Origin of the sequence: Mycobacterium shigaense, assembly GCF_002356315.1 — a bacterium.
Lineage (GTDB): Bacteria > Actinomycetota > Actinomycetes > Mycobacteriales > Mycobacteriaceae > Mycobacterium > Mycobacterium shigaense.
This window is the reverse complement of sequence record NZ_AP018164.1, coordinates 345,205-364,343: the sequence shown is the minus strand read 5'-3', so window position 1 is coordinate 364,343 and position 19,139 is coordinate 345,205. Positions and strand designations below refer to the sequence as shown.

Annotated in this window: 17 protein-coding genes and 1 pseudogene; 1 reads left to right on the top strand and 17 read right to left on the bottom strand. The window is 67.2% G+C overall.

What is annotated here, in order from left to right; translation table 11 throughout:
* Positions 1–3 precede the first annotated feature (3 nt).
* The 7 genes from MSG_RS01740 to fadD5 form a co-directional block, all read right to left on the bottom strand.
* Complete coding sequence (locus tag MSG_RS01740) at positions 4–1,596, bottom strand: virulence factor Mce family protein (RefSeq protein ID WP_096436568.1); 1,593 nt, start codon at positions 1,594–1,596, stop codon at positions 4–6.
* Positions 1,593–3,182, bottom strand: a complete 1,590-nt coding sequence (locus MSG_RS01735; RefSeq protein ID WP_096436566.1) for a virulence factor Mce family protein — start codon at positions 3,180–3,182, stop codon at positions 1,593–1,595. The genes MSG_RS01740 and MSG_RS01735 overlap by 4 nt, the downstream gene beginning before the upstream one ends.
* Complete coding sequence (locus MSG_RS01730) at positions 3,179–4,219, bottom strand: virulence factor Mce family protein (protein ID WP_096436564.1); 1,041 nt, start codon at positions 4,217–4,219, stop codon at positions 3,179–3,181. The genes MSG_RS01735 and MSG_RS01730 overlap by 4 nt, the downstream gene beginning before the upstream one ends.
* Complete coding sequence (locus MSG_RS01725; RefSeq protein WP_096436562.1) at positions 4,216–5,517, bottom strand: MCE family protein; 1,302 nt, start codon at positions 5,515–5,517, stop codon at positions 4,216–4,218. The genes MSG_RS01730 and MSG_RS01725 overlap by 4 nt, the downstream gene beginning before the upstream one ends.
* A 5-nt stretch (positions 5,518–5,522) precedes the next feature.
* The gene (locus MSG_RS01720) at positions 5,523–6,392 is read right to left on the bottom strand and encodes an MlaE family ABC transporter permease (protein WP_096436560.1); all 870 of its coding nucleotides are present in this window, start codon (positions 6,390–6,392) and stop codon (positions 5,523–5,525) included.
* Position 6,393: 1 nt separating this feature from the next.
* A complete protein-coding gene (locus MSG_RS01715) occupies positions 6,394–7,206 on the bottom strand; it encodes an MlaE family ABC transporter permease (RefSeq protein ID WP_373421121.1) in 813 nt (270 codons plus the stop codon).
* 256 nt (positions 7,207–7,462) lie between these two features.
* Positions 7,463–9,115 carry a fatty-acid--CoA ligase FadD5 gene (fadD5, locus tag MSG_RS01710; RefSeq protein WP_096436556.1) on the bottom strand — a complete coding sequence of 551 codons (1,653 nt, stop codon included), beginning with the start codon at positions 9,113–9,115 and terminating at the stop codon, positions 7,463–7,465.
* Between the two features lie 150 nt (positions 9,116–9,265).
* Here fadD5 and MSG_RS01705 point away from each other — a divergent pair, with 150 nt between their 5' ends.
* Positions 9,266–9,961: a GntR family transcriptional regulator gene (locus tag MSG_RS01705; protein WP_096436554.1), complete on the top strand. Its 696-nt coding sequence runs from the start codon at positions 9,266–9,268 to the stop codon at positions 9,959–9,961.
* On the opposite strand, the gene MSG_RS01700 is transcribed toward MSG_RS01705, so the two are convergent.
* The 10 genes and pseudogenes from MSG_RS01700 to MSG_RS01655 all read right to left on the bottom strand — a co-directional run bounded on the left by MSG_RS01700 (position 9,958) and on the right by MSG_RS01655 (position 19,136).
* Positions 9,958–10,398, bottom strand: coding sequence for an SRPBCC family protein (locus MSG_RS01700; protein WP_096436552.1), 441 nt, complete (start codon positions 10,396–10,398; stop codon positions 9,958–9,960). The genes MSG_RS01705 and MSG_RS01700 overlap by 4 nt on opposite strands.
* Before the next feature lie 59 nt (positions 10,399–10,457).
* A complete protein-coding gene (locus MSG_RS01695) occupies positions 10,458–10,931 on the bottom strand; it encodes an acyl-CoA thioesterase (protein WP_096436550.1) in 474 nt (157 codons plus the stop codon).
* Between the two features lie 46 nt (positions 10,932–10,977).
* Positions 10,978–12,171, bottom strand: a complete 1,194-nt coding sequence (locus MSG_RS01690; protein WP_162899131.1) for an enolase C-terminal domain-like protein — start codon at positions 12,169–12,171, stop codon at positions 10,978–10,980.
* A gap of 90 nt (positions 12,172–12,261) precedes the next feature.
* Positions 12,262–13,194, bottom strand: a complete 933-nt coding sequence (locus tag MSG_RS01685) for an alpha/beta hydrolase (protein ID WP_096436546.1) — start codon at positions 13,192–13,194, stop codon at positions 12,262–12,264.
* Entirely contained in the window at positions 13,191–14,705 is a 1,515-nt protein-coding gene (locus tag MSG_RS01680; protein ID WP_096436544.1) for a flavin-containing monooxygenase, read from the bottom strand. The genes MSG_RS01685 and MSG_RS01680 overlap by 4 nt, the downstream gene beginning before the upstream one ends.
* Entirely contained in the window at positions 14,702–15,430 is a 729-nt protein-coding gene (locus tag MSG_RS01675; protein WP_096436542.1) for an SDR family NAD(P)-dependent oxidoreductase, read from the bottom strand. The genes MSG_RS01680 and MSG_RS01675 overlap by 4 nt, the downstream gene beginning before the upstream one ends.
* 76 nt (positions 15,431–15,506) lie before the next feature.
* A complete protein-coding gene (locus tag MSG_RS01670; RefSeq protein WP_096436540.1) occupies positions 15,507–16,250 on the bottom strand; it encodes an HpcH/HpaI aldolase family protein in 744 nt (247 codons plus the stop codon).
* Positions 16,247–17,213 (bottom strand): annotated as a pseudogene (locus MSG_RS01665) (zinc-binding dehydrogenase). Before MSG_RS01665 ends, MSG_RS01670 begins: the two are co-directional and overlap by 4 nt.
* A gap of 1 nt (position 17,214) precedes the next feature.
* A complete protein-coding gene (locus tag MSG_RS01660) occupies positions 17,215–18,390 on the bottom strand; it encodes a cytochrome P450 (protein ID WP_096443914.1) in 1,176 nt (391 codons plus the stop codon).
* A 41-nt stretch (positions 18,391–18,431) separates the two neighbouring features.
* Positions 18,432–19,136 (bottom strand): NIPSNAP family protein, encoded by a 705-nt coding sequence (locus MSG_RS01655; RefSeq protein ID WP_096436538.1) that lies wholly within the window; start codon positions 19,134–19,136, stop codon positions 18,432–18,434.
* Positions 19,137–19,139 lie beyond the last annotated feature (3 nt).

The following is a 19,139-nucleotide window of genomic DNA, read 5'->3' as shown; positions in this document are numbered from 1 at the left end:
GCCTCACTGGCCACCCCCGAAGTCAGCGGGTGAAGCCGGACCGCCCCCGGGTGCCGGCGTCGGGGCGACCGGACCCGGAAGCACTCCCGGTCCCGGCGCCGGCGGCTGGATCGGCGTGGGAGCCCGTAGGCCGATGGGGGGCAGGATCGGGTTTTCGTCGTAGGCGTTCGGCGGTCCCGGCGGCGTCTGGTATTGGGACTGGACTGGCGCGATGTCGGGGCCACCCATGAGTTCGGCCAGCGAGTCCGGGGTCATCAGACCGGCGGTGATCGGGCCCACCTGCTGGCCTTGCATGCCCGGGGCCACGATCCAGCCCGGCTGCGTATTGCGATGCGACGTCGGCGTATCCGGCGACCAGATACCCGGCACGGTGGTGTCCTTGTAGCCCGGTGGCGGGTGTAGCCGCGGCTCGGAGTAGGCGACTTCCTTGGGCAGCGTCTCGGCGGTGCTGAACAGGTTCAATCCGAACGGCGGGTAGTTGAACTTGATCGCATCCAGGATCGGTCCCAGGTACTGCGCACAGAGTTCGGCCGACTCCTGATAACCCAGCCGGCTGCCGGCCTGAATCGAGCTGCAGATGAACTGCATCGGGTTGGCAAAGCTGGTGATCGACGGAATGGCGACCACCGAGCCGTGCGAGGGGTGATAGATCTGGTTGATGTTGGCCGCGGCCGTCGGCAGCACGTGCAGCCCAGTCTCCAGCCCGTTCAACGACTCCGGCTGCAGCAGCGTGTTGGTCGAGGTGGCCAGGTTGTTGATGTCCTGCGTGAGCACCTGCCGGTTCTTGTCCAGGAACGGCCGCACGGTGGACAGCAGGCTGTCGAACTGCTGTATCGCCTGCGACAGCGCGCCGTCAGTGCTCGCGAGCTGACCGGTGACGTCGGCCAGGTTCTGGTTCAACGCGACGAACTGCTGATCGTCTTGGTGCAGCGCGTTGACGAACAACGCCAGGCTGCGCACCACCGCGAAGAAGTCGCCGCGCCCCTCGTTCAGTGCGTTCAGCGCCTGCGACAAGCTGTTGAGGGTGGTGTTGATCTGCGTGCTCTTGCCGGCCAACCCATCCGCGAACGAGGTGATGACCTCACCGAAGGGCCCGGTCGGCTGCTCCTTGGTCGGACCGAGCTTGGAGATGATGTTGGTGATGCTGTTGCGCAGCTGGTCCCACTCCACCGGAACCTGGGTGCGCTCCTCGGGGATCACCGCGTTATCGGCCAGCGCGGGCCCACCCTTGTAGGGCGGCTCGAGCTGAATGGCCCGCGACGCCACCAAGGTGGGATTGAGGATCACCGCCGAGGCGTTGGCCGGGACCTTGTACTTGTTCTCGTAGTGAAAGGTCACCTTCATCTTGTCGCCGGCCGGCTCGATCTTGTCGATCGCACCCACCCGCAGACCCATGATCTGGACCTTGTCGCCCGGGTAGAGCGCGTTGGCCGCCGGGAAGTAGGCCACCACGGTGTTGTTGGTCAGCTTGTCATAAAGGCGGTAGCCGATGTAGCCGACGACGAGGGCCAACACCACCACCAGCGACCCGATGATCACCGACGTCCGGGTCAGCCTCGGTAGCCGCGCATTGCGGATATCAAAGATGGTGCTCAATTCTGGCTACCTCCCGTCACGCCGCTGCCACCCGATCCCCCCGGATTGATGAACGGAGCAGGCAACTGGTTGCCCGGCCCGGGGGGCGCGGGCGGGCCCGGCGGAAGCGCCGGCGCGAACGCCGACGGTGGTCCCAGCGGCGCGGGCGGCCCGAGGTTCTCAGTACGCGCACCCGGCGGCGCCTGCGCCGGCAACGGCACCGGGGTGCCCGGTACATCCGGCGGCGGATCACCCGGGCGCCCGGCGATCGGGATGCCCGGCGTCGGCGGCAAACCATCAGGATTCGGCGGCGAGGTCGCGATGTCCACCGGCGCCGGGAACGAGGCGCCGCCGAACGGGCCAACCGCCGCTCCCGCGCACGGCAACGGATTCCACGGCCGTGGCAGACCCTCGTCGCCGACGGTGACATTGCCGCCGGGATTCGCCGGCGTATACGAGCAGGGCGACCCCGGTGGGACGGCTGGTCCCGGGTGTTCCGGGGTGCCCTCAAGCAGCTGCGGCGGTGGTGGCGGTGCCCCGTTGGGGAACCGGGTCCCGTTCGGGTCGGGCCACTTGGACTCCGGCAGCCCGGCGCTGCGCCAGAAGTTCTCCGGATCGATGCCGCGCTTCTTGAAGGCGGCGTCGACCCAGGGCTGCAGAATTTGGTAGAAGGCCAGGTTGTGCAGGACCACCTTGAAGAACGGTCCGGACGCGATGGCTTCGTTCAGCGATGGCAGGAACGCACCGACCTCGACCAGACCTTTGGCGATGTCGTCTTTGCGTTGGACCAGGACGTCGCTGACCGTGTGCAGCTGCTCGAGCACGTGGTTGAGGTTCGGGTTGTCGTTGATGAATCCCTTGACCTGCTCGGAGAACGCCGCAATGTTGCTCAGCAGGGCATTGATCGCCCGGCCGCGTTCGTCGAAGGCGGCCAGCAGCGTCTTGGCGTTGACCAGCAGCCGGTCGAACTGCTCGCTGCGATCGCCGAGGATGGTAGCCACCTGGTTAGCCTGGGCCAGTAGATGCTTGACCTCCTCGTCGCGTTGACCGACGGTGTCGGAGAACTTGGCGACGCCTTCGAGGGCGGCGCTCAGGTGCGGGTAGGTCTGATCGATGGTCTGCGATAGCACGTGCAGCGACTGCTTGACCTCGTCGATGTTCCAGCCCGACGCGGCCTTGGTGACGTCGAAGAACGCGTCATAGATCTGATACGGCGTGGTGCTTTGACCGATCGGCAACGTGGCCCCGGGCCGCAGCTGCTGGGTGCCGCGCGTCTCGATCTCCATGATCTTCTTGCCCAGGATGGTGTCGGTCTTGATCGCCAGCCGGCTCTCGGTTCCGATGGAGTGGGTGCCGATGGAGAACTTCACGACGATGTGGTCACCGTCGATGTCGAGACCCTCCACCTTGCCGACGTCCATCCCGGCGATGCGCACCTTGTCGCCCGCGTTGATGCCGCCGGAGTCGGTGAACTGCCCGTAATAGGCCGGCCGGGCCATCAGGATAGGCACGCTCGTGAAGCTCTGGCCGACGCCGATCACCAGCAAAGTCACCACGATGCCCATCAGGCCGATGCGCATCCGGTTGGGAGGTTCCAGGGTCCTCATTGCGGCGTGCACCTACCCGTCGGCTGCTGGAACAACCGGACCGTGCGGACCGGGCCCCCGGCCTGCAGCCCGTTGATCTTCAACGTGACGTCGCAGGCGTAGAAGTTGACGAAGTCCCCGTAGGACCCGATCGAGCGACCGATGAGGTTCAGCGCGGTCGGCACCTTGTGGAAGTAGTCGTTGAGCTGTTCGCGCTGATCGATGAGCGGCTGCTGCACCTGGTCGAGGTAGTTGAGGGTCTTGTGCAGCAACCCGCGGTCCTCGGCCAGCAGATCGGCGACCGTTCCGGCGGCATCGCTGATGTGCGCGGTGCCGGCGGCCAGCGGTTCGGCGTGGTTCTTCAGCCCGGTGATCAGCACCTCGAGGTTGTTGATCGTCTGGTCGAAGTGCTGGCGATGTTTGACCGTGGTGTCCAAGACGATGTTGAGGTTCTTGATGACCTCACCGATCGCCTGGTCACGCTCGCCGATCGCGTTGGTCAGCTGTGCGGTCTGGTCGAGGATGTCGTTGATCGTGCCGCCCTGTCCCTGGAAGACGGTGACCAGCGCCGTCGCAATCGTGTTCACCTTCTCGGGGTCCAGCGCCCGAAACAGCGGCTTGAACCCGCCGATCAGCGCGTCGAGGTCCAGCGCCGGCGACGTGTGGGCCAGCGGGATGAACCCACCTGGCGGCAGCACCCGGTCGGCGCCTTCGCCCTCGCCGCGCTTGAGCTCCAGGTAGCGGTTGCCGATCAGGTCGAGGTAACGGATCTGCGCGGTCGTCGATTGGTACAGCGGCACCGAGCGGTCGACGTCAAAGTTCACCCGAGCCCGCTTGCCGCCGTCGACGAGTTCGACCGAGGAGACCTTGCCGATCTCCACCCCCGAGGCGCGCACGAACTGGCCCTGCCGCAGCCCGCTGATGTTGTTGAATTCCGCCGAGTAGCTGTTGGTCCGGTCGAAGCGCATCTGGCCGAACACGACGACGATCATCACCGTGAAGAGCAGCAGCACCAGCGAGAAGATGCTGAGTCGGATGATGGTTCCGGTGATTTTCATGGGTTGATCGTGTTGTCCCCGACTTGGCGGCCCCAGACGTACTCGATGGCGTATGGCGAACCGGTATCCAGATGGTTGTACGGCGCGATGCTGTTGCCGGTGTCCATGACCAGCTCCGGCGCGGGCCACAGGTCATGGGTGATGTGCTGCCAGCACCCCGGTGCGCCACCGGGTCCACCACGGGCGTTCACCCGCGGCAGGTTCTCCGGATAGGTGTAGGGGTTGGGCGCACCGCCGACCACACCGGCGACCCCGCCCAGCAGGCTCGCGATCACGGCGACCGCCGATACCGGGTTCGCGACCAGACCCAGCCCGGAGAGTGCCTGGGTGTGGGCATTGAGCGAGTAACCATTGCCGCCCAGGAACGAGGCGGCCTTGGGTTCGATGTCGTGGTAGTTGCGCAGCGTGCAATAGATCGCCGGGCTATAGGTATCCAGCAGCTGGGCCGACGGGACCAGATCCTGTGCGCCGCGGGCCAGGTACGGCCCGCCCTTCTCGAAGATCTCGGCGCCGGTGTTGCCGAATCCGGCCGCCGAGAGCAGCGCGGAGTCCAGGTCCTTCTGCTGCGCATTGATCGTGCGCGCCGTGACGTCGGCGTTGTTGAGGAATTCGGTGAGGTCGGGTGCGGCATTGGCGTAGGTGTCGCCCAGCGCCGCCAGCTGCTGAATATCGCGGCGGGCCTGGGACATCTGCGGGTTGACGTCGTCGAGGATGGCGTTGGCGTTGACCACCGACTGTCCGAACTTGTCACCCAGGCCGGCCAGCGACTGCGCGGCCGCGCTCAGCGTCAGGTTCAGCTTGACCGGGTCCACCTTCTCCGAGATCGAGGTGATGGTCTGGAACAGCGTGTTGATTTCGGTGGTCACCGAGCGGGCGTCGATCACCGAGGACGGCGACAGCCGTTGCGCCGACGGGTTCGGCGGCGTCGTCAGCGATACATACTTACCGCCGAACACGGTGGTGGCCTTGATGTCGGCTTTGACGTTGGCCGGGATCAGCGACAGGTACCTCGGGTACACGTCCAGGGTGAACTTGGCTGCCGGCTTACCGTCGCGCTGCGTCTCCGCAATGGTGGCCACCCGGCCGATCTCCACGCCGTTGTAGGTGACCTTGGAGCCGGGGTCCATCACCAGGCCGGCTCGCGAGGCCAGCATGGTCAACTTCGTCTTCGGCGTGAAGTCGCCGCGGAACTGCCCGAAGATCAGCGCGAAAGCCAGCGCCGCGACGACCAGCAGCCCGACGCCGGCCCACTTGTACGGGGGCGTCCGCGATTTGTTGCTCTTGACGGGCCTGACCATGGCGGCTACACCGTGAGGGCGAAATTGGGGTTGACGCCGTAGAGCGCCAACGCGGCGGACAGGACAACCACCTGGACCGAGACCAGCGAGAAGCGCATGGAGCGGCCGACGCCCTCGCCCACGCCGACGGGTCCGCCGCCGGCGTTGTAGCCGTAGTAGCAGTGCGTGATCATCACGACCGCGGTGATGATGATGGCTTCCAGGAACGACCAGAACACGTCATCGGGACGCAGGAACGTGCGGAAGTAGTGGTCGTAGGTTCCGTTGGACTGCCCGTAGAGCACGGTCGTGGTGATCTGCGGCGACAGGAAGCACATGATCATCGCCAGCGCGTAGATCGGGATGATCACCACCAGCCCGGCCATGAACCGGGTGGTCGCCAAAAACGAGATCGACTTGATACCCATGACCTCCAGGGCGTCGATCTCCTCGCTGATCCGCATCGCCCCCAGCTCCGCGGTGGCGCCGGCACCGACCGTGGCGGCCATCGCGATCCCGGTGACGACCGGCGCGGCGATGCGCACGTTGATCAGCGCGGCGAAGAAGCCGGTGAACGCCTCCACGCCAATGTTGCCCAGCGAGGCGAAACCCTGGATCGCGACCAGCGAGCTACCCGACAGCGTCACGAAACCGACGATCGCCACGGTGCCGCCGACGACGGCCATCGCCCCAGTGCCCATGCCGATCTGAGCGATCAACCGCAACGTCTCCTTGCGGTAGTTGCGCAGCGCGTGCGGCACCTGCCCGATGCAGACCATTGCGAACCAGGTCATCCGGCCGAGGTCGTCGAGCCCCCGGCCGGCGGCACCGCCGTAGCGATCGAGATTCTCAACTGCCCGCGGGAAGCGGGCGCGCAACACGGCAGCAGTCGACATGTCAGTGCCCCGTTCCGAAGCGCACGCCGATGGTGGTCAGCACCACGTTGACCGCGTACAGGGCGACCACACACAGCACCACGGTCTCGTTGACCGCGGTGCCCAATCCCTTGGAGCCGCCCCTGACGGTCAGGCCGCGATAACAGCCGACCAGCCCGGCGATCAGGCCGAAAATGGCGGCCTTGGCGGTGGCGATGACGACCTCGGGCAGGCCGGTGATGGTGGTCAGGGTGGCCAGATACGCCCCACCCGACACGTTCTGCAGATACACCCCGAACAGGTAGCCGCCCACCAGGCCGACGGTGATGACCAGGCCGTTGAGCAGGGTGGCCACCAGGGTCGCGGCCACCACCCGGGGCACCACCAGGCGGTGGATCGGGTCGATGCCCAGCACCTCCATCGCGTCGATCTCCTCGCGGATGGTGCGCGCACCCAGGTCCGCGCAGATCGCCGTCGAGCCGGCCCCGGCCACCACCAGCACCGTGGTCAACGGGCCGAGCTGGGTGACCGCGCCGATCGCCGCGCCGGCGCCGGACAGGTCGGCGGCGCCGAACTGCGCCAACAGCACGTTGAGCGTGAAGATCAGCAGGACCGTCAGCGGGATCGCCACCATGATCGTCGGCAGAAACGCCACCTTCATGATGAACCAGCACTGCAGGATGAACTCGCGCCACTGGAACGGCCAGCGGAACAGCGCCTTACCGGTCAGCACGCACATCCGGAAAAACCCACCGATGAGGGTCAGCGGCGTCTGCAACTGGTCGCGTACGTAGCCAACCAAATAGGGGCCCTGTCGACCTGTCGAAGCCGTCACACCTGTCCCCTCACGCCAGTCCCACGGGCCTCCCAGCGCCGCGGCGGATCGTGCTGCACGCCCCCAGCCCAGGCCGCCGCGCGGCCGGGGAAACCCTCACTTCGCCCGGAACCCACATATGTGACCATCGGCTCCCTACTGGCAAGTAGTAACGGAGACCACAGGAATGTACCCGATGGCCAAGCATGTGTGAACCGCAGATGCACAATTAACCCTTCGTCAACAGCTGGCAAACGTTACGGAATCCTCAAATTTCCTATTTAGGCGTGAAATCTGCTGGTAACGAGTGGATTTCAGCAAAATCCTGGGTACCGTAGCGAACCCTCAACTCGGTCTTGAGGACCTTCCCGGCGGGGTTGCGGGGCAGCGCGTCGACGATCTCGAGCGCCTTCGGATGCTTGTAGCGCGCAAGGCGCTCGGTCAGAAACTCGTCCAGGGCCTCGAGCCGCAACGCCGCGTCGGTGACGGCCGCGACCGCGATCGGTACCTCGCCCCACTTGTCGTGGGCCCGGCCGATGACCGCGACCTCGACGATGACCGGGTGCTCGGCGAGTACGTTTTCCACTTCCGCGCAGTAGACGTTCTCGCCGCCGGAGATGATCATGTCCTTCTTGCGGTCGACGACCCAGACGTAGCCTTCCTCGTCCATCCGGACGAGGTCTCCGGAGTGAAACCAGCCCCCGGCGAACGCCGCCGCGGTGGCTTCCGGGTTGTTCCAGTAACCGCTCATCAGCGTCGGTGCGCGGTAGACGATTTCGCCGATCTCACCGACGGGCACGTCGTTCATGTTTTCGTCGACCACGCGGGCCGCGACCGTCGGGATCACCTTGCCGACCGAGCCGCGCTTACGGATGGCGTCCTCGCCAAGCAGCATGCAGGTGACCGGCGACATCTCGGTCTGACCGAACGCCGCCAGGATGTGGGTGCCGGGGAACGTCGCCGACATCTCCCGCAGCAGGGCGTCCGGCGCCGGCGCCGCCCCCCACGACATGATCCGCAGTTTCAGGTCGCGGGGCCGGGCCTGCTGCTCGGCACAGACGGCCTGCCACTGCGCCGGGACCAGGAAGATGCCGGTCACCTTCTCGGCGGCCAGCACGTCGAGCAGCTGGCCGGGCTCAAACGCGCCCAGCGGATAGATCACGGTCGGCAGGCCGAGCAGCAGGCCGCCCAGCAGGTTGCCGACCCCGGCGATGTGGAAGAGCGGGACACCGACGAAGCCGACGTCGTTGTTGATGTCGGCGCCATTGGTATAGAGGCCGGTCATCGTCTGACCGGTCAGATTGGTGTGAGTCAGCACCGCGCCCTTGGGCCGGCCGGTGGTGCCCGAGGTGTACATGATCAGCGCGGGCGAGTCGTTCGGGATGTCGACGAGCTGCGCAGGATCGCCCGGCTCGTCGAGCAGGTCTTCGTAGCCGAGGACCTGCTCGTCCGACCCGCCACCGGCGACGACGATCGTGCCCACCAGGGGCGCGACCTCGCGGACTGCGGTGGCCACCGGCGCCAGCACCGCCTCGGTGATCATCGTGCGGGCTTCGCAGTCGTCGACCAGGAGCGCGATCTCGGCCGGCGTGAGGCGGAAGTTCAACGGAACCGCGATCGCGCCGAGCATGTTGACGGCCAGCATCGACTCGACGAACTCGGTCCGGTTGAGCATGAGGATCATGACCCGGTCCCCAAAGCCGACCCCTCGACGGCTCAGGGCCCCGGCCAGCGCTGCGACCCGGCGATGCAGTTCCACCCACGTCCACGTGCGGCCGGTGAACCTCAGCGCGGTCGCCTGCGGCTGCATCATCGCGTGCCGCTCCAGCTGGTTGACCCAGTTCTGCCGGCGGGCCAGGTATGGCTGCTCATGGACGCGCGAGCCGTGCGACTCCTGTGGTGTCAGGTGGCTGGCAAGTTGCGCGGTCAACTAGATGTATTCCCTTCACTTACGCACCGCTTGCGACAGGTTGATATTTGATAAAACATGGTGTTGTGTGGGTCACGCTATGGCCTGATCGCCCTGATGACAAGACCCCGGTGAATCCCTAAGAAACTTCAAAAAACCCAGGCAGCCGACGTGAACGCACCGATATCCGCGCGGCCTCTCAGAAGGCGCCGACCACTGCGGCGGCCGCAGCTGTCCGACGAGGTCGCGGGCCACCTGCGCGGAGCGATCATGTCGGGGGCGTTGCGACCCGGAACGTTCATCCGCCTCGACGAGACCGCCGCCGAACTCGGGGTCAGCGTGACACCTGTGCGCGAGGCGCTGCTGAAGCTGCGCGGCGAGGGCATGGTGCAGCTGGAGCCGCATCGCGGCCACGTCGTGCTCCCGCTGACCACGCACGACATCGACGACATCATCTGGCTGCAGGCGACGATCGCCCGCGAGGTGGCCGGCACGGCGACGGCCCACATCACCGACGCCGAGATCGACGAGCTGGAGCGCGTCAACGGCACGCTGGCCGAGGCCGTAGGCACCAGCGATGCCGAGACGGTCGCGGGGATCGAGTTCGCGTTTCACCGCGTCTTCAACCAGGCGAGCGGACGCATCAAACTGGCGTGGTTCCTCCTCAACGCCGCGCGCTACATGCCGGTGCTGGTCTACGCCGCCGACCCGCAGTGGGGCGTCGCGGCCGTCGAGAATCACCGCCAGTTGATCGCCGCGCTGCGCCGGCGCGACACCCCCGCGGTCATCGAGCACACGGTCTGGCAGTTCACCGACGCGGCCCAGCGACTGACCGAGATGCGGGACCGTGCGGGAATCCTGGGTTAGCCGGCGGCCAGCTGCTCGGCGCGCTGCTTGAGGTTGTCGGCCAGGCGTTCCAGCACGTTGTTCAGCAGCGACTTCACCATCAGCGCTGGCACCGGCAGGGACGACTCGACGTCGGCGTCCACCGTCAGCAGGCTCGACGCTCCCATCTCCACCACGGAGAACAGCTGCTCCTGCTTCTTGAACAACTCGCCCTGTTGCTGGATGGTCTGAATCTGGTTCGGGCCCGGGTAGTAGACGGCCTGGATGAAGACGCCCTCGAAGCCCTGGTAGGAGGCGTCCAGGCGCAGCTGGCTGGGGCGGCCGTCGTCGTAGCGCGCGAGCACCCAGCAGCCCTTGACCCCCTCGTTCCACTCCGGGTAGCGCTCGAAGTCGGAGACGATGGCCATGATCGCGGCCGCGTCGGCACCGACTTCGACCGTCTTGCTCAGAACCGGCATTGCCGAAGCATAGCCGGGCACGTGAAAGCCGAAGCGCGGGGCGCTATTCCAGCCGGAGGTCAGGCGTCGACGGTGGCCGTCGCCAACACCGAACGGATGGCCTCGGGAATCGGCACCGCCTTGCGGCTGATCCGGTCGACGTAGACGTGCACCCAGTGCCCCAGCGCGGTGATCGGCTCGGCCCGGTCTTCCCGTTGGCCGCCGCTCGAGCGAAACAACCCGAGCCGGTAGGTGACGCTGCTGCGGCCCAGCCGGGTCACGGCGATCCCGACCGCCAGACGCTGCGGGAACTGCAGTTCCGAGAAGTAGCGGCAGCCCGAGTCCGCGACGACGCCCAAAGCGGGCGTGGCCATCGGGTCGAGCCCGGTGCTGGTGTTGATCCAGGCGTTGATCGCGGTGTCAAACAGCTGGTAGTAGACCGCGTTGTTGAGGTGGCCGAACATGTCGTTGTCCGCCCACCGGGTGCCCACCGGCCACCACACCGGGAAGTCACCGCCGGTGAGCCCGTCGGGTGCGGATGGAACCGAAGTCATGGCTGTATTCCAGCACGGTTGCCGACAGACCGACCTCGACCGGCGGCTACCTCGGATGCAGCGGCGCGACCGGATCCACCGTCGAATCGGGGAGGCGGTGGCCTTCGATGTAGTCCCAATGGATTTGGTAGCCCAGCCCGGGCGCCGCCGGCAGATCGACGAACCCGTCCGGGCCGAGCGGGTCGCAGGCGGCCGCGAGATACGGCGGGACGGTGTCGTAGCGCGCCCCGGGTCCAAGCAGACCGCGCTCGTAGTATTCGCAGACGTCGTCGCCCGTCGCGCCGAGGACTTGCAGGTTGCCGAAGCCGCTCATGTGCAGCTCGCAGCGCATGCCGACCGCCTCGCACATCCCGACGAGCTTCATGACGCCGGTGATACCGCCGCGCAGCACGTCGATGCGGCTGATGTCGGACGCATTGCGCAGGATCCAGTCGGCCCGCGTGTAGATGCCGCCCTCGGCGATCTCGGGTGAGCAGATCGGGATATCGAGCGCGCCGGCCAACTTCACATACGACTCGACCCGGTACTCGGGCATCGGATGCTCATACCAGTAGAACCCCAGCCGCTCCAGCTCCCGGCCGACCCGCAGCGCGTCCTCGTAGGTGTGATAAGTGCCCCAGGGGTCGAACATGAGCACCATGTCCTCGCCCACCGCCGCGCGAACCTGCCGGCACGCCTCGAGATCCCAGTCCACATAGGACGGGCGGGGCAACGCCGGCTCGCGCGTCGCCGGGTTCCAGTAGTGGTACGGGTGAATCTTGTAGGCGCGGTAGCCCCGGCGCCGGCATTCGGCGGCATGGGCCGCGTATTCGTCGGGCGATCCGAGGTTGTTGAAGCTGCTCGCGTAGGCCTTGACCCGCTCGCGGGCACCGCCCAGCAGCTTGCGCACGGGCAGCCCGGCCACCCGGCCGGCGAGATCCCACAGCGCCAGATCGATCACGCTGCAGACGTTCTCGGGTAGCTTCGCCGCCCACAATTGCCGCCAGATCTCCGCCCGGTCCAACGGATCCTGGCCCGCGAGAAGCGGACTGAGAAATTGCGTTATCAACGCCTGATCGCCGGGCAGCAGGCCGTCCTGGTCTCCGTGAAAGTGACCGCCGAAGTAATAGCCCTCGACCCCCTCGTCAGTGAGCACCTTGGTGACCGTCTGCACCACGCGGTAGTCCGTCAGCAACTCGCCGAACGAGACACGATCCACGAACGTCTCGAAGGGGACGACCTGCAGGCCGGTGATCTTCACGGTGCCCCTCTCCAGCGTCGACGCAGGAGAATCTTTCCCCAGTCGACCTTGGCCGCGGTAGGGGCTAAGGTCCTGCAACGCGGCGCCGGGTCAGCCGGAGAAGGCGCGCAACAGGGCGTCACCCTGCAACGCGAACAGCCGCTGCGAGCCGGCCCAGTCGGGCAGCAGCGAATCGAAGCCGTGGCATGCCCCGCCGAACACGTGCAGTTCGGCCGAGACTCCGGCCCGCAGCAGTTGCAGCGCGTAGTCGATGGCCTCGTCACGGAACGGATCGATCTCGGCGCACGTGATCAAAGCGGGTGCGACGCCGTGGAATTCGGCGCGCTGCGCCGGCACGGCGTCAGGCGACGGCTCGTCCTCACCCAGGTAGTGCCGCCACATCAGGTCCGCGGCCTCGCCGTCGAAGGCCGGGCTGGTGCGGAACTCGGTCTTCGACGCCGTCGGGCGATCGTCGAGGACCGGCTGATGCAGCAGCTGGAACACGATCGGAGGCAGCCACTCGTCGGCGGCGCCGTGCGCCAGGCAGGCGGCCAGCGCGCCGCCCGCGCTGCTGCCCGCGAAGGCCAGCCGCGCCGCGTCGATGGCCAACCCCTTCGCATTGCCGGCAACCCAATTCAGCACCGCGATCGCGTCGTCGAAGGCAGCGGGATATGGGTGCTCGGGCGCAAGGCGGTACTCGACGGACACCACCGTGCACTTGGCGCGCCGCGCGAGCTCGACGCACTGGCGGTGATCGGTGTCGAGGTTGCCCAGCGCGAATCCGCCCGCGTGGCAATAGACGACAGCCGGAGCGGGCGCGGGCCCGCCGCGATAGAGGCGCACGGGCACGACGCCCGATTCGGCGATGACGTGGTGTTCGCTGATCTGCACGCCGGGTGTGTCGGCGTTCCGGGCGTAGTCGCGGCGGCGCTCATCGAACGGCTCGCGCATGAGCTGGATCGCCTCGATCGAGAACGCGGTCCGCGTGGTGGCGATGGCTCGCAGGGCTGGGTCGAGCCGCTCGGCGCCGTCCAACTCGGTCATTGGGCCCGCCCGTCCGGCGCGGTGAGCGCACCGTCGTCGACGGGGGCGCCCCGCGGCGGTGAGAAGCTGTAGTCGGCCGCCTTGAACCTGCGCGTCATCTCCCAGAAGCTGCGAGCACTGCGCGGCCACTGGGTGACCACCCGCCCGTTGGCCGCGCGGAAGTAGTTGCTGCACTTCGTGGTCCACACGGTGCCGACCATCCACTGGTCGATTTTGGCGATGAACTCCGCCAACGCGGACGGGCGCACCGCGATGTAGGCCTTGTTGTTGCGCCGCAGGTATCTCAGCGCCCGCACGATGTAGCGCGCCTGGGCTTCCAGCATGAAGATCACGCTGTTGGACCCGACATTGGTGTTGGGCCCGTACAACATGAAGAAGTTCGGGAAGCCCGGAACCGCCATGCCGAAATACGCCTGAGCCCCGTCATTCCACCGCTTTCGCAACGTGATTCCATCTTCGCCCACGACGTCCAGCTCCCCCAGGTAGTCCGCCGCAGCGTATCCGGTGGCACACACGACGACGTCGACCTCGCGTTCGGTGCCGTCCTCGGTGACCAGGGAACGGGCCTTGAGGGCGCGCGCCGGGCTGGTCACCACCTCGACATTGGGTCGCGTCAGCGCGGGCAGAAAGTCCGAGGAGAACACCAGTCGCTTGCAACCCATCGGGTAGTCCGGAGTGAGCTTGCGGCGCAGGTCCTCGTCGGCGACGGTCTTTTCCAGGAGGTCGAGGGCGAGCGCCGTGAACTCCTTGGTCTTCTCACTGCCATGCTCGATCACCGAGATGTTGGCTTCGCTGCGCAACCACAGCCGAGTCCGATACAGCTTCTTGGCGAACGGTATCCGGGCGAACAGCCAACGCTCTCGCCGGGTGTAGGGCCGATCCGGCTTGGGCAACACCCAAGTGGGTGATCGTTGCACCGAGTAGACCTTTTCGGCCACCTTGGCCAATTCCGGTATCAGCTGCGAGGCAGTGGAACCGGTGCCCAACACCGCCACTCGTGCGCCTTCGACCGAAACCGAATGCTCCCAACGTGCGGTGTGCATCACCGTGCCGGCGAACGGCTCCTCCTCGACCAAGTCCGGGAGACGGGGCCGGCCGAACACGCCGACGGCGGAGACCACGACGTCAAACCGTTGTTCGTCTCCGGTCGCGGTGGTCAGGCACCATTGCCGGGATGCGTGTTCCCAACGCGCCGAACGGATGTCGGTGTTCAACCGCAAGTGGGTGCGCAGCCCGTACTTGTCGGCGCAGCGCTGGAAGTATGCCAGGATCTCGGGCTGGGCCGGCCACAGTCGCGACCAGTCCGAGTTCAGGTCGAACGAATAGGAGTACAGATGCGACTTGACGTCACATGCGAGCCCCGGATAGGTGTTGATCAGCCAGGTGCCCCCCACGTCATCTTCCCGGTCGAAGATGGTGAAGTCGTCAAAACCCGCACGGGACAGCAGGATTCCCAGCGCTATCCCGCCCGGTCCGGCCCCGATGATGCCGATCGTGAAGCTGTCCGTCATTTGATTTGCAGGCATTGGCCGCCGTCGACGACGAGTTCGGAGCCGGTGATGAACGAGGCCGCCTCGGAGACCAGGAACGTGACCGCGTCGGCGATCTCGGCGGGCCGGCCGATGCGCCCGAACATGGCCGTGGCCGCAAGCCGGGTCTGGGTGACCTCGTCGAGCATGGAGGTCGCGATCGGTCCGGGGAACACCGCGTTGACGCGGATACCGGAGGAACCCAGTTCGGCGGCCGCGGCCTGGGTCAGGCCGCGCAGCGCCCATTTCGCCGAACCATAGGCGCAGTGCTGCGGAAAGGGACGGATCGCCCCGGTGCTGCAGATGTTGACGATCGACGCGTGGTCGGCCGCGCGCAGCTGATCCAGTACCGCCCGGATGCCGAGGAAAGCGCCCAGACAGTTTATCCGCCAAGATTTTTCGAAACCCTCCGGCGTTTCGTCGGCCAACGACGCCCGGTGCAGCATTCCGGCGTTGTTGACCAGCGCGCTCAGCGCGCCGAACCGATCCACCACCCGACGCACCGTCGCGTCCCACTGCTCGGCGGAGGTGACGTCGAGGCCGACCGCAATCACCTCCTCGTCGGCCAGTTCGGCGACCGCGGCGGCGACGTCGTCGAACCGCAGATCGCCGGCCGCCACCGAATAGCCTTCCGAGCGAAGCCGTTTGGTGATTGCCCAGCCCTGGCCGCCGGCGGCGCCGGTCACCAGAGCGACACGTGGGGTCATGCGCACGCCTCCTCGGGCGGGTCGGACAGGCCATTGCTGGTGCTGAACCGGCTGGCCTGATCGGTCGACGGCTTGTTCATTGCCCGGTGGCCTCACGCAGATGCTCGGCCGCTCCGCGGCGCAGCGCCTGCGCTTCGGCCGCCAGGGTGATCAGCTGAAAGCCGCTCTGCGCCATGACATTACCGGTCCTGCCGTCGCTGGCGTGGATACCGGCGATCAGCCCGGCGGCCGTCGCCGTCGCACGGATCTGCTCGATCGCGTCCAGCACGTCGGGGTTCCTGGTCGAGCCGACGGCGTCGAATCCCATCGAGATGGCCAGATCGGCCGGGCCGACGTAGATTCCGGCCAGGCCGTCCACCGCGCAGATCTGTTCGAGGCCGGACAGCGCAGCGGCGGTTTCGACCATCGCGAACACGCTGACCCGGGCCTGCAGCGCGGCGCTGTCGTAGCCCAGGCCGGCGCGCAGCGGGCCGAAGCTGCGGCTGCCGCCCGGCGGGTAGCGGGTCGCGGCCACCGCGTCAGCGGCCTGGTCGGCGGACTCGATCATCGCGATGAACACGGCGTCGGCCCCGGCGTCGAGCACCCGCCCGATCGGCGCGGGGTCGGCGTTGGGCAGCCGCACCGCGGTGCCGATCGGGACGTGCTCGAGGCGCCGCAGCATGCTGGCGACGTCGGCGTCGTCAAGATACCCGTGCTGGGCGTCGAACCCCACGTAGTCGTAACCGGCCCGGGCGAATTCCTCCGGACCGATCGCGGTGGGACCGGTGATCCAACCGCCCCAGATCGGTGGTCTCTTCAGCGCCCGCGCGAAGGCGTTCACTGCGCGATCGCAATCTTCACACGCTCGGGCACAGGGCGAGAGGCCAACTCGAACGCGCCCTGCACGTCATCAACATTTTGGACGGCGAAGGTGTGGGTCAGGTAGGTGCCGAGCAGCTCGGGGTGCCCGGCGGCGAATTTGCCCGCCGCCTCGAGCATCCGGCGCCGGTCAAGTGTCACACCGGATTTCAGCGTCAGGTTGTTGCGCAGCATCAGCCGCATGCTGATCGGGTAGGCCTCGTCGTCGGCCACCCCGAAATAGAAGACGGTGCCGCCGAACGCGGTCGCCTCGATGGCGTGGCTCAGTGTGGCGACCTGATGTCCGACGGCCTCGATGACGATATCGGCCCGGTCGGCGGCCGCCAGTTGGCCCACCCACCGGTCGCTGGTGGCTCGCACCGGGTCGTCGACCCCGAATGTGGCTGCGAGGCTCAACCGGTCGACCGGGTCGACGCCGGGCGCCGGCCGCCTTGGCGACATAGGCGAACAGCAATCCGATCGAACCCTGTCCGATGATCGCGACGTGCCGGCCGGCCAGCTCCGGTAGCTGCTCGCAGGCGTACAGGACGCATGCCAGCGGCTGCAGGCCCACGGCCTGAGCCGGGGTCAGTGCCGGGTCGTAGGGCGCCAGCCCGTTGCCGTCGCTGATGACCCGCTGCATCAGCCCGTCGAATCCGGAGGCCCAGCCCACCACCCGATCGCCGGGCCGGTGCTCGGGATGCCGGCTGGCGATCACCTCGCCGACCACCTCGTGCACCGGGAACCCGTCCTTCTCCGCGGCGCTACGGCCGTCGTCGCCCGGCAGCCGGCCCTGCGCGCCGCGAAAGGCCGGGATGTCGCTGCCGCAGACACCGGCGGCCAGGAAGCGCAACAGCACCTGCCCGTCGGCAAGGTCGTCCGGCGTCTTGTCGGGAATCGCCGCGCGCTCGAATTGATAGGGGGCGACAAGCCGGTAGGACCACACCTCAGACCTCCACCGGGATGTTGTTCCAACCCCACTGGAAGCTGGACGGCAGCCGGGTGGCGGCGCCGGCCTGGATCGCGTAGTCCGGCACGCGGCGCAGCCATTCGGTCAACAGCACATCGATTTCCAGCCGGGCCAGGTGATAGCCGATGCAAAAGTGCTGGCCGCGACCGAACACCAGCGTGCGGCGGATCTCCCGGTTCCAGACGAACTCGTCGGGGTCCGGATACTCCCGCTCGTCGCGGCTGGCCGACGCCAGCAGGCTGATGATGCGCTGGCCGGGCTGAATCGTGGTGCCGTGAATCGGGTACGGCTTGCGCGCCGTGCGAGCGAACCACTGCGCGGGGGCACAGAAGCGCAGCATCTCCTCGCGGGCGATGGCGACGTTGGTGCCCGGGTCGGAGCGCACCCGCGCCAACTGGTCGGGCTGCTGACTCAGCTCCCACAGTCCGTGCGCGACGATCTTGGGCACCGTCTCGGTGCCGCCGATGAAGATGCACAGCATCTGCGTGGCGGCCTCGAGATCGGACAGCGCGCTGCCGTCAGGCAGGCGGTAGCCGAGCAGGCCGTCGACTACCGGCAGCGGCGCGCCGGACGCGTCGGCCCTGCGGCGCTCGACGACCGGCGTCAGGTATTGCAGATAGTTGGGGCGGTTCTGCGCGGTGTCCACGCCCTCGCCGGGTTGCGCCAGACTGCCGGCGTTGACGGCCGCCAACACTTCGGGCGCGAGATCCGTTGGGAGACCGAGCAAGTCGCACACCATCGAGGCCGCCACCACCCCGCCGTACTCCTGGGTCAGGTCGAACGATCCCCGCGGCAGCAGCAGGTCGAGTCGTTCGTTGGCCAGCTCGCGGATTCTGCTTTCCAGGGCGGCAACCGACCTCGGCCGCAGCGGCGCCGAGTGCGCGCGCCGGATCTCGCCGTACAGGTCGGCGTCGAACACCGCGTGAAACGGCAACGGGTGCAGCGGTGGATCGTCGAGCGGTCCGGCGTTGTGCTTGGCCAGCACCGAGGCAGGCGGCAGCGTCCCCTCCGTCGCGACAAAGGTGCCGTCGTTGACCTCCAGCACCTGCCAGATGTCCTCGAATCGGGAGAGCGCGTAGGTATCCCACTGCGGCATGTAGTACACCGGGTGGTGGTCGCGCAGCGCCCGGTAGTAGGACAGCGGGTCTGCCATCACCCGCGGGTCGAACGGGTCGTAGGCGAAGTCCGGGCTACTCACTGCAGCGGAGATGGCGGTAGGGCTTGCAGGATCGAGTCCTCCCAGCCGTCGCGCAGCGCGGGAGCCACGCTCATCCAGGTGACGATCTCGGCGGGCGGGCTGTCCTTCCACGACGGGTAGTGGTTGGCGAAGCAGTCCCAGCCACCGTCCAGCGCCCAGTAGTGGATGACCTCGTTGAAGCGGAAGGTCGTGGTGAACGAGCCCAGCCACCGTTTGCCCGTGCGCTCCGACCACGGGACGTAGAGCCGTTCCAGCTCGCGGATGTAATCGTCCTGGCGGCCCGGCTTGGTCTGCATGATCTCCTGGATCACCAGCGGCGCAGTGAAATTGGCCTCGCGCAGCTGCGCCAGCGTTTTATTGCTCGGGCCGGGGTACATGATGCGGCCCTCGCCCGAGGCGCCGATGTCGGCCAGAAACTCCGACCATTTGCCGGCCACCGCCTCGTGGCTGCCGCCGCGGGCCTGGGCGGCCCCGATCCGGGCGTAGTCAGCGAACCCGTCGATTTCCCAGATGATCGTCACCTGCGGCCAGTGCCCGTTGTACGCGGTGGATTCCCAGATTGCGAACAACCGCGCGTCGAGTTCGTCCATCATCGGCCGGTAGGTGTCGGCGAAGACCTCGGTGAAACGGTCGCTTCGGCCCGATCCCAGCGAAATCGTCTCGTGCAGATAGAGCAGTGTGTGGCCGTAGTACTTCTTCATCGC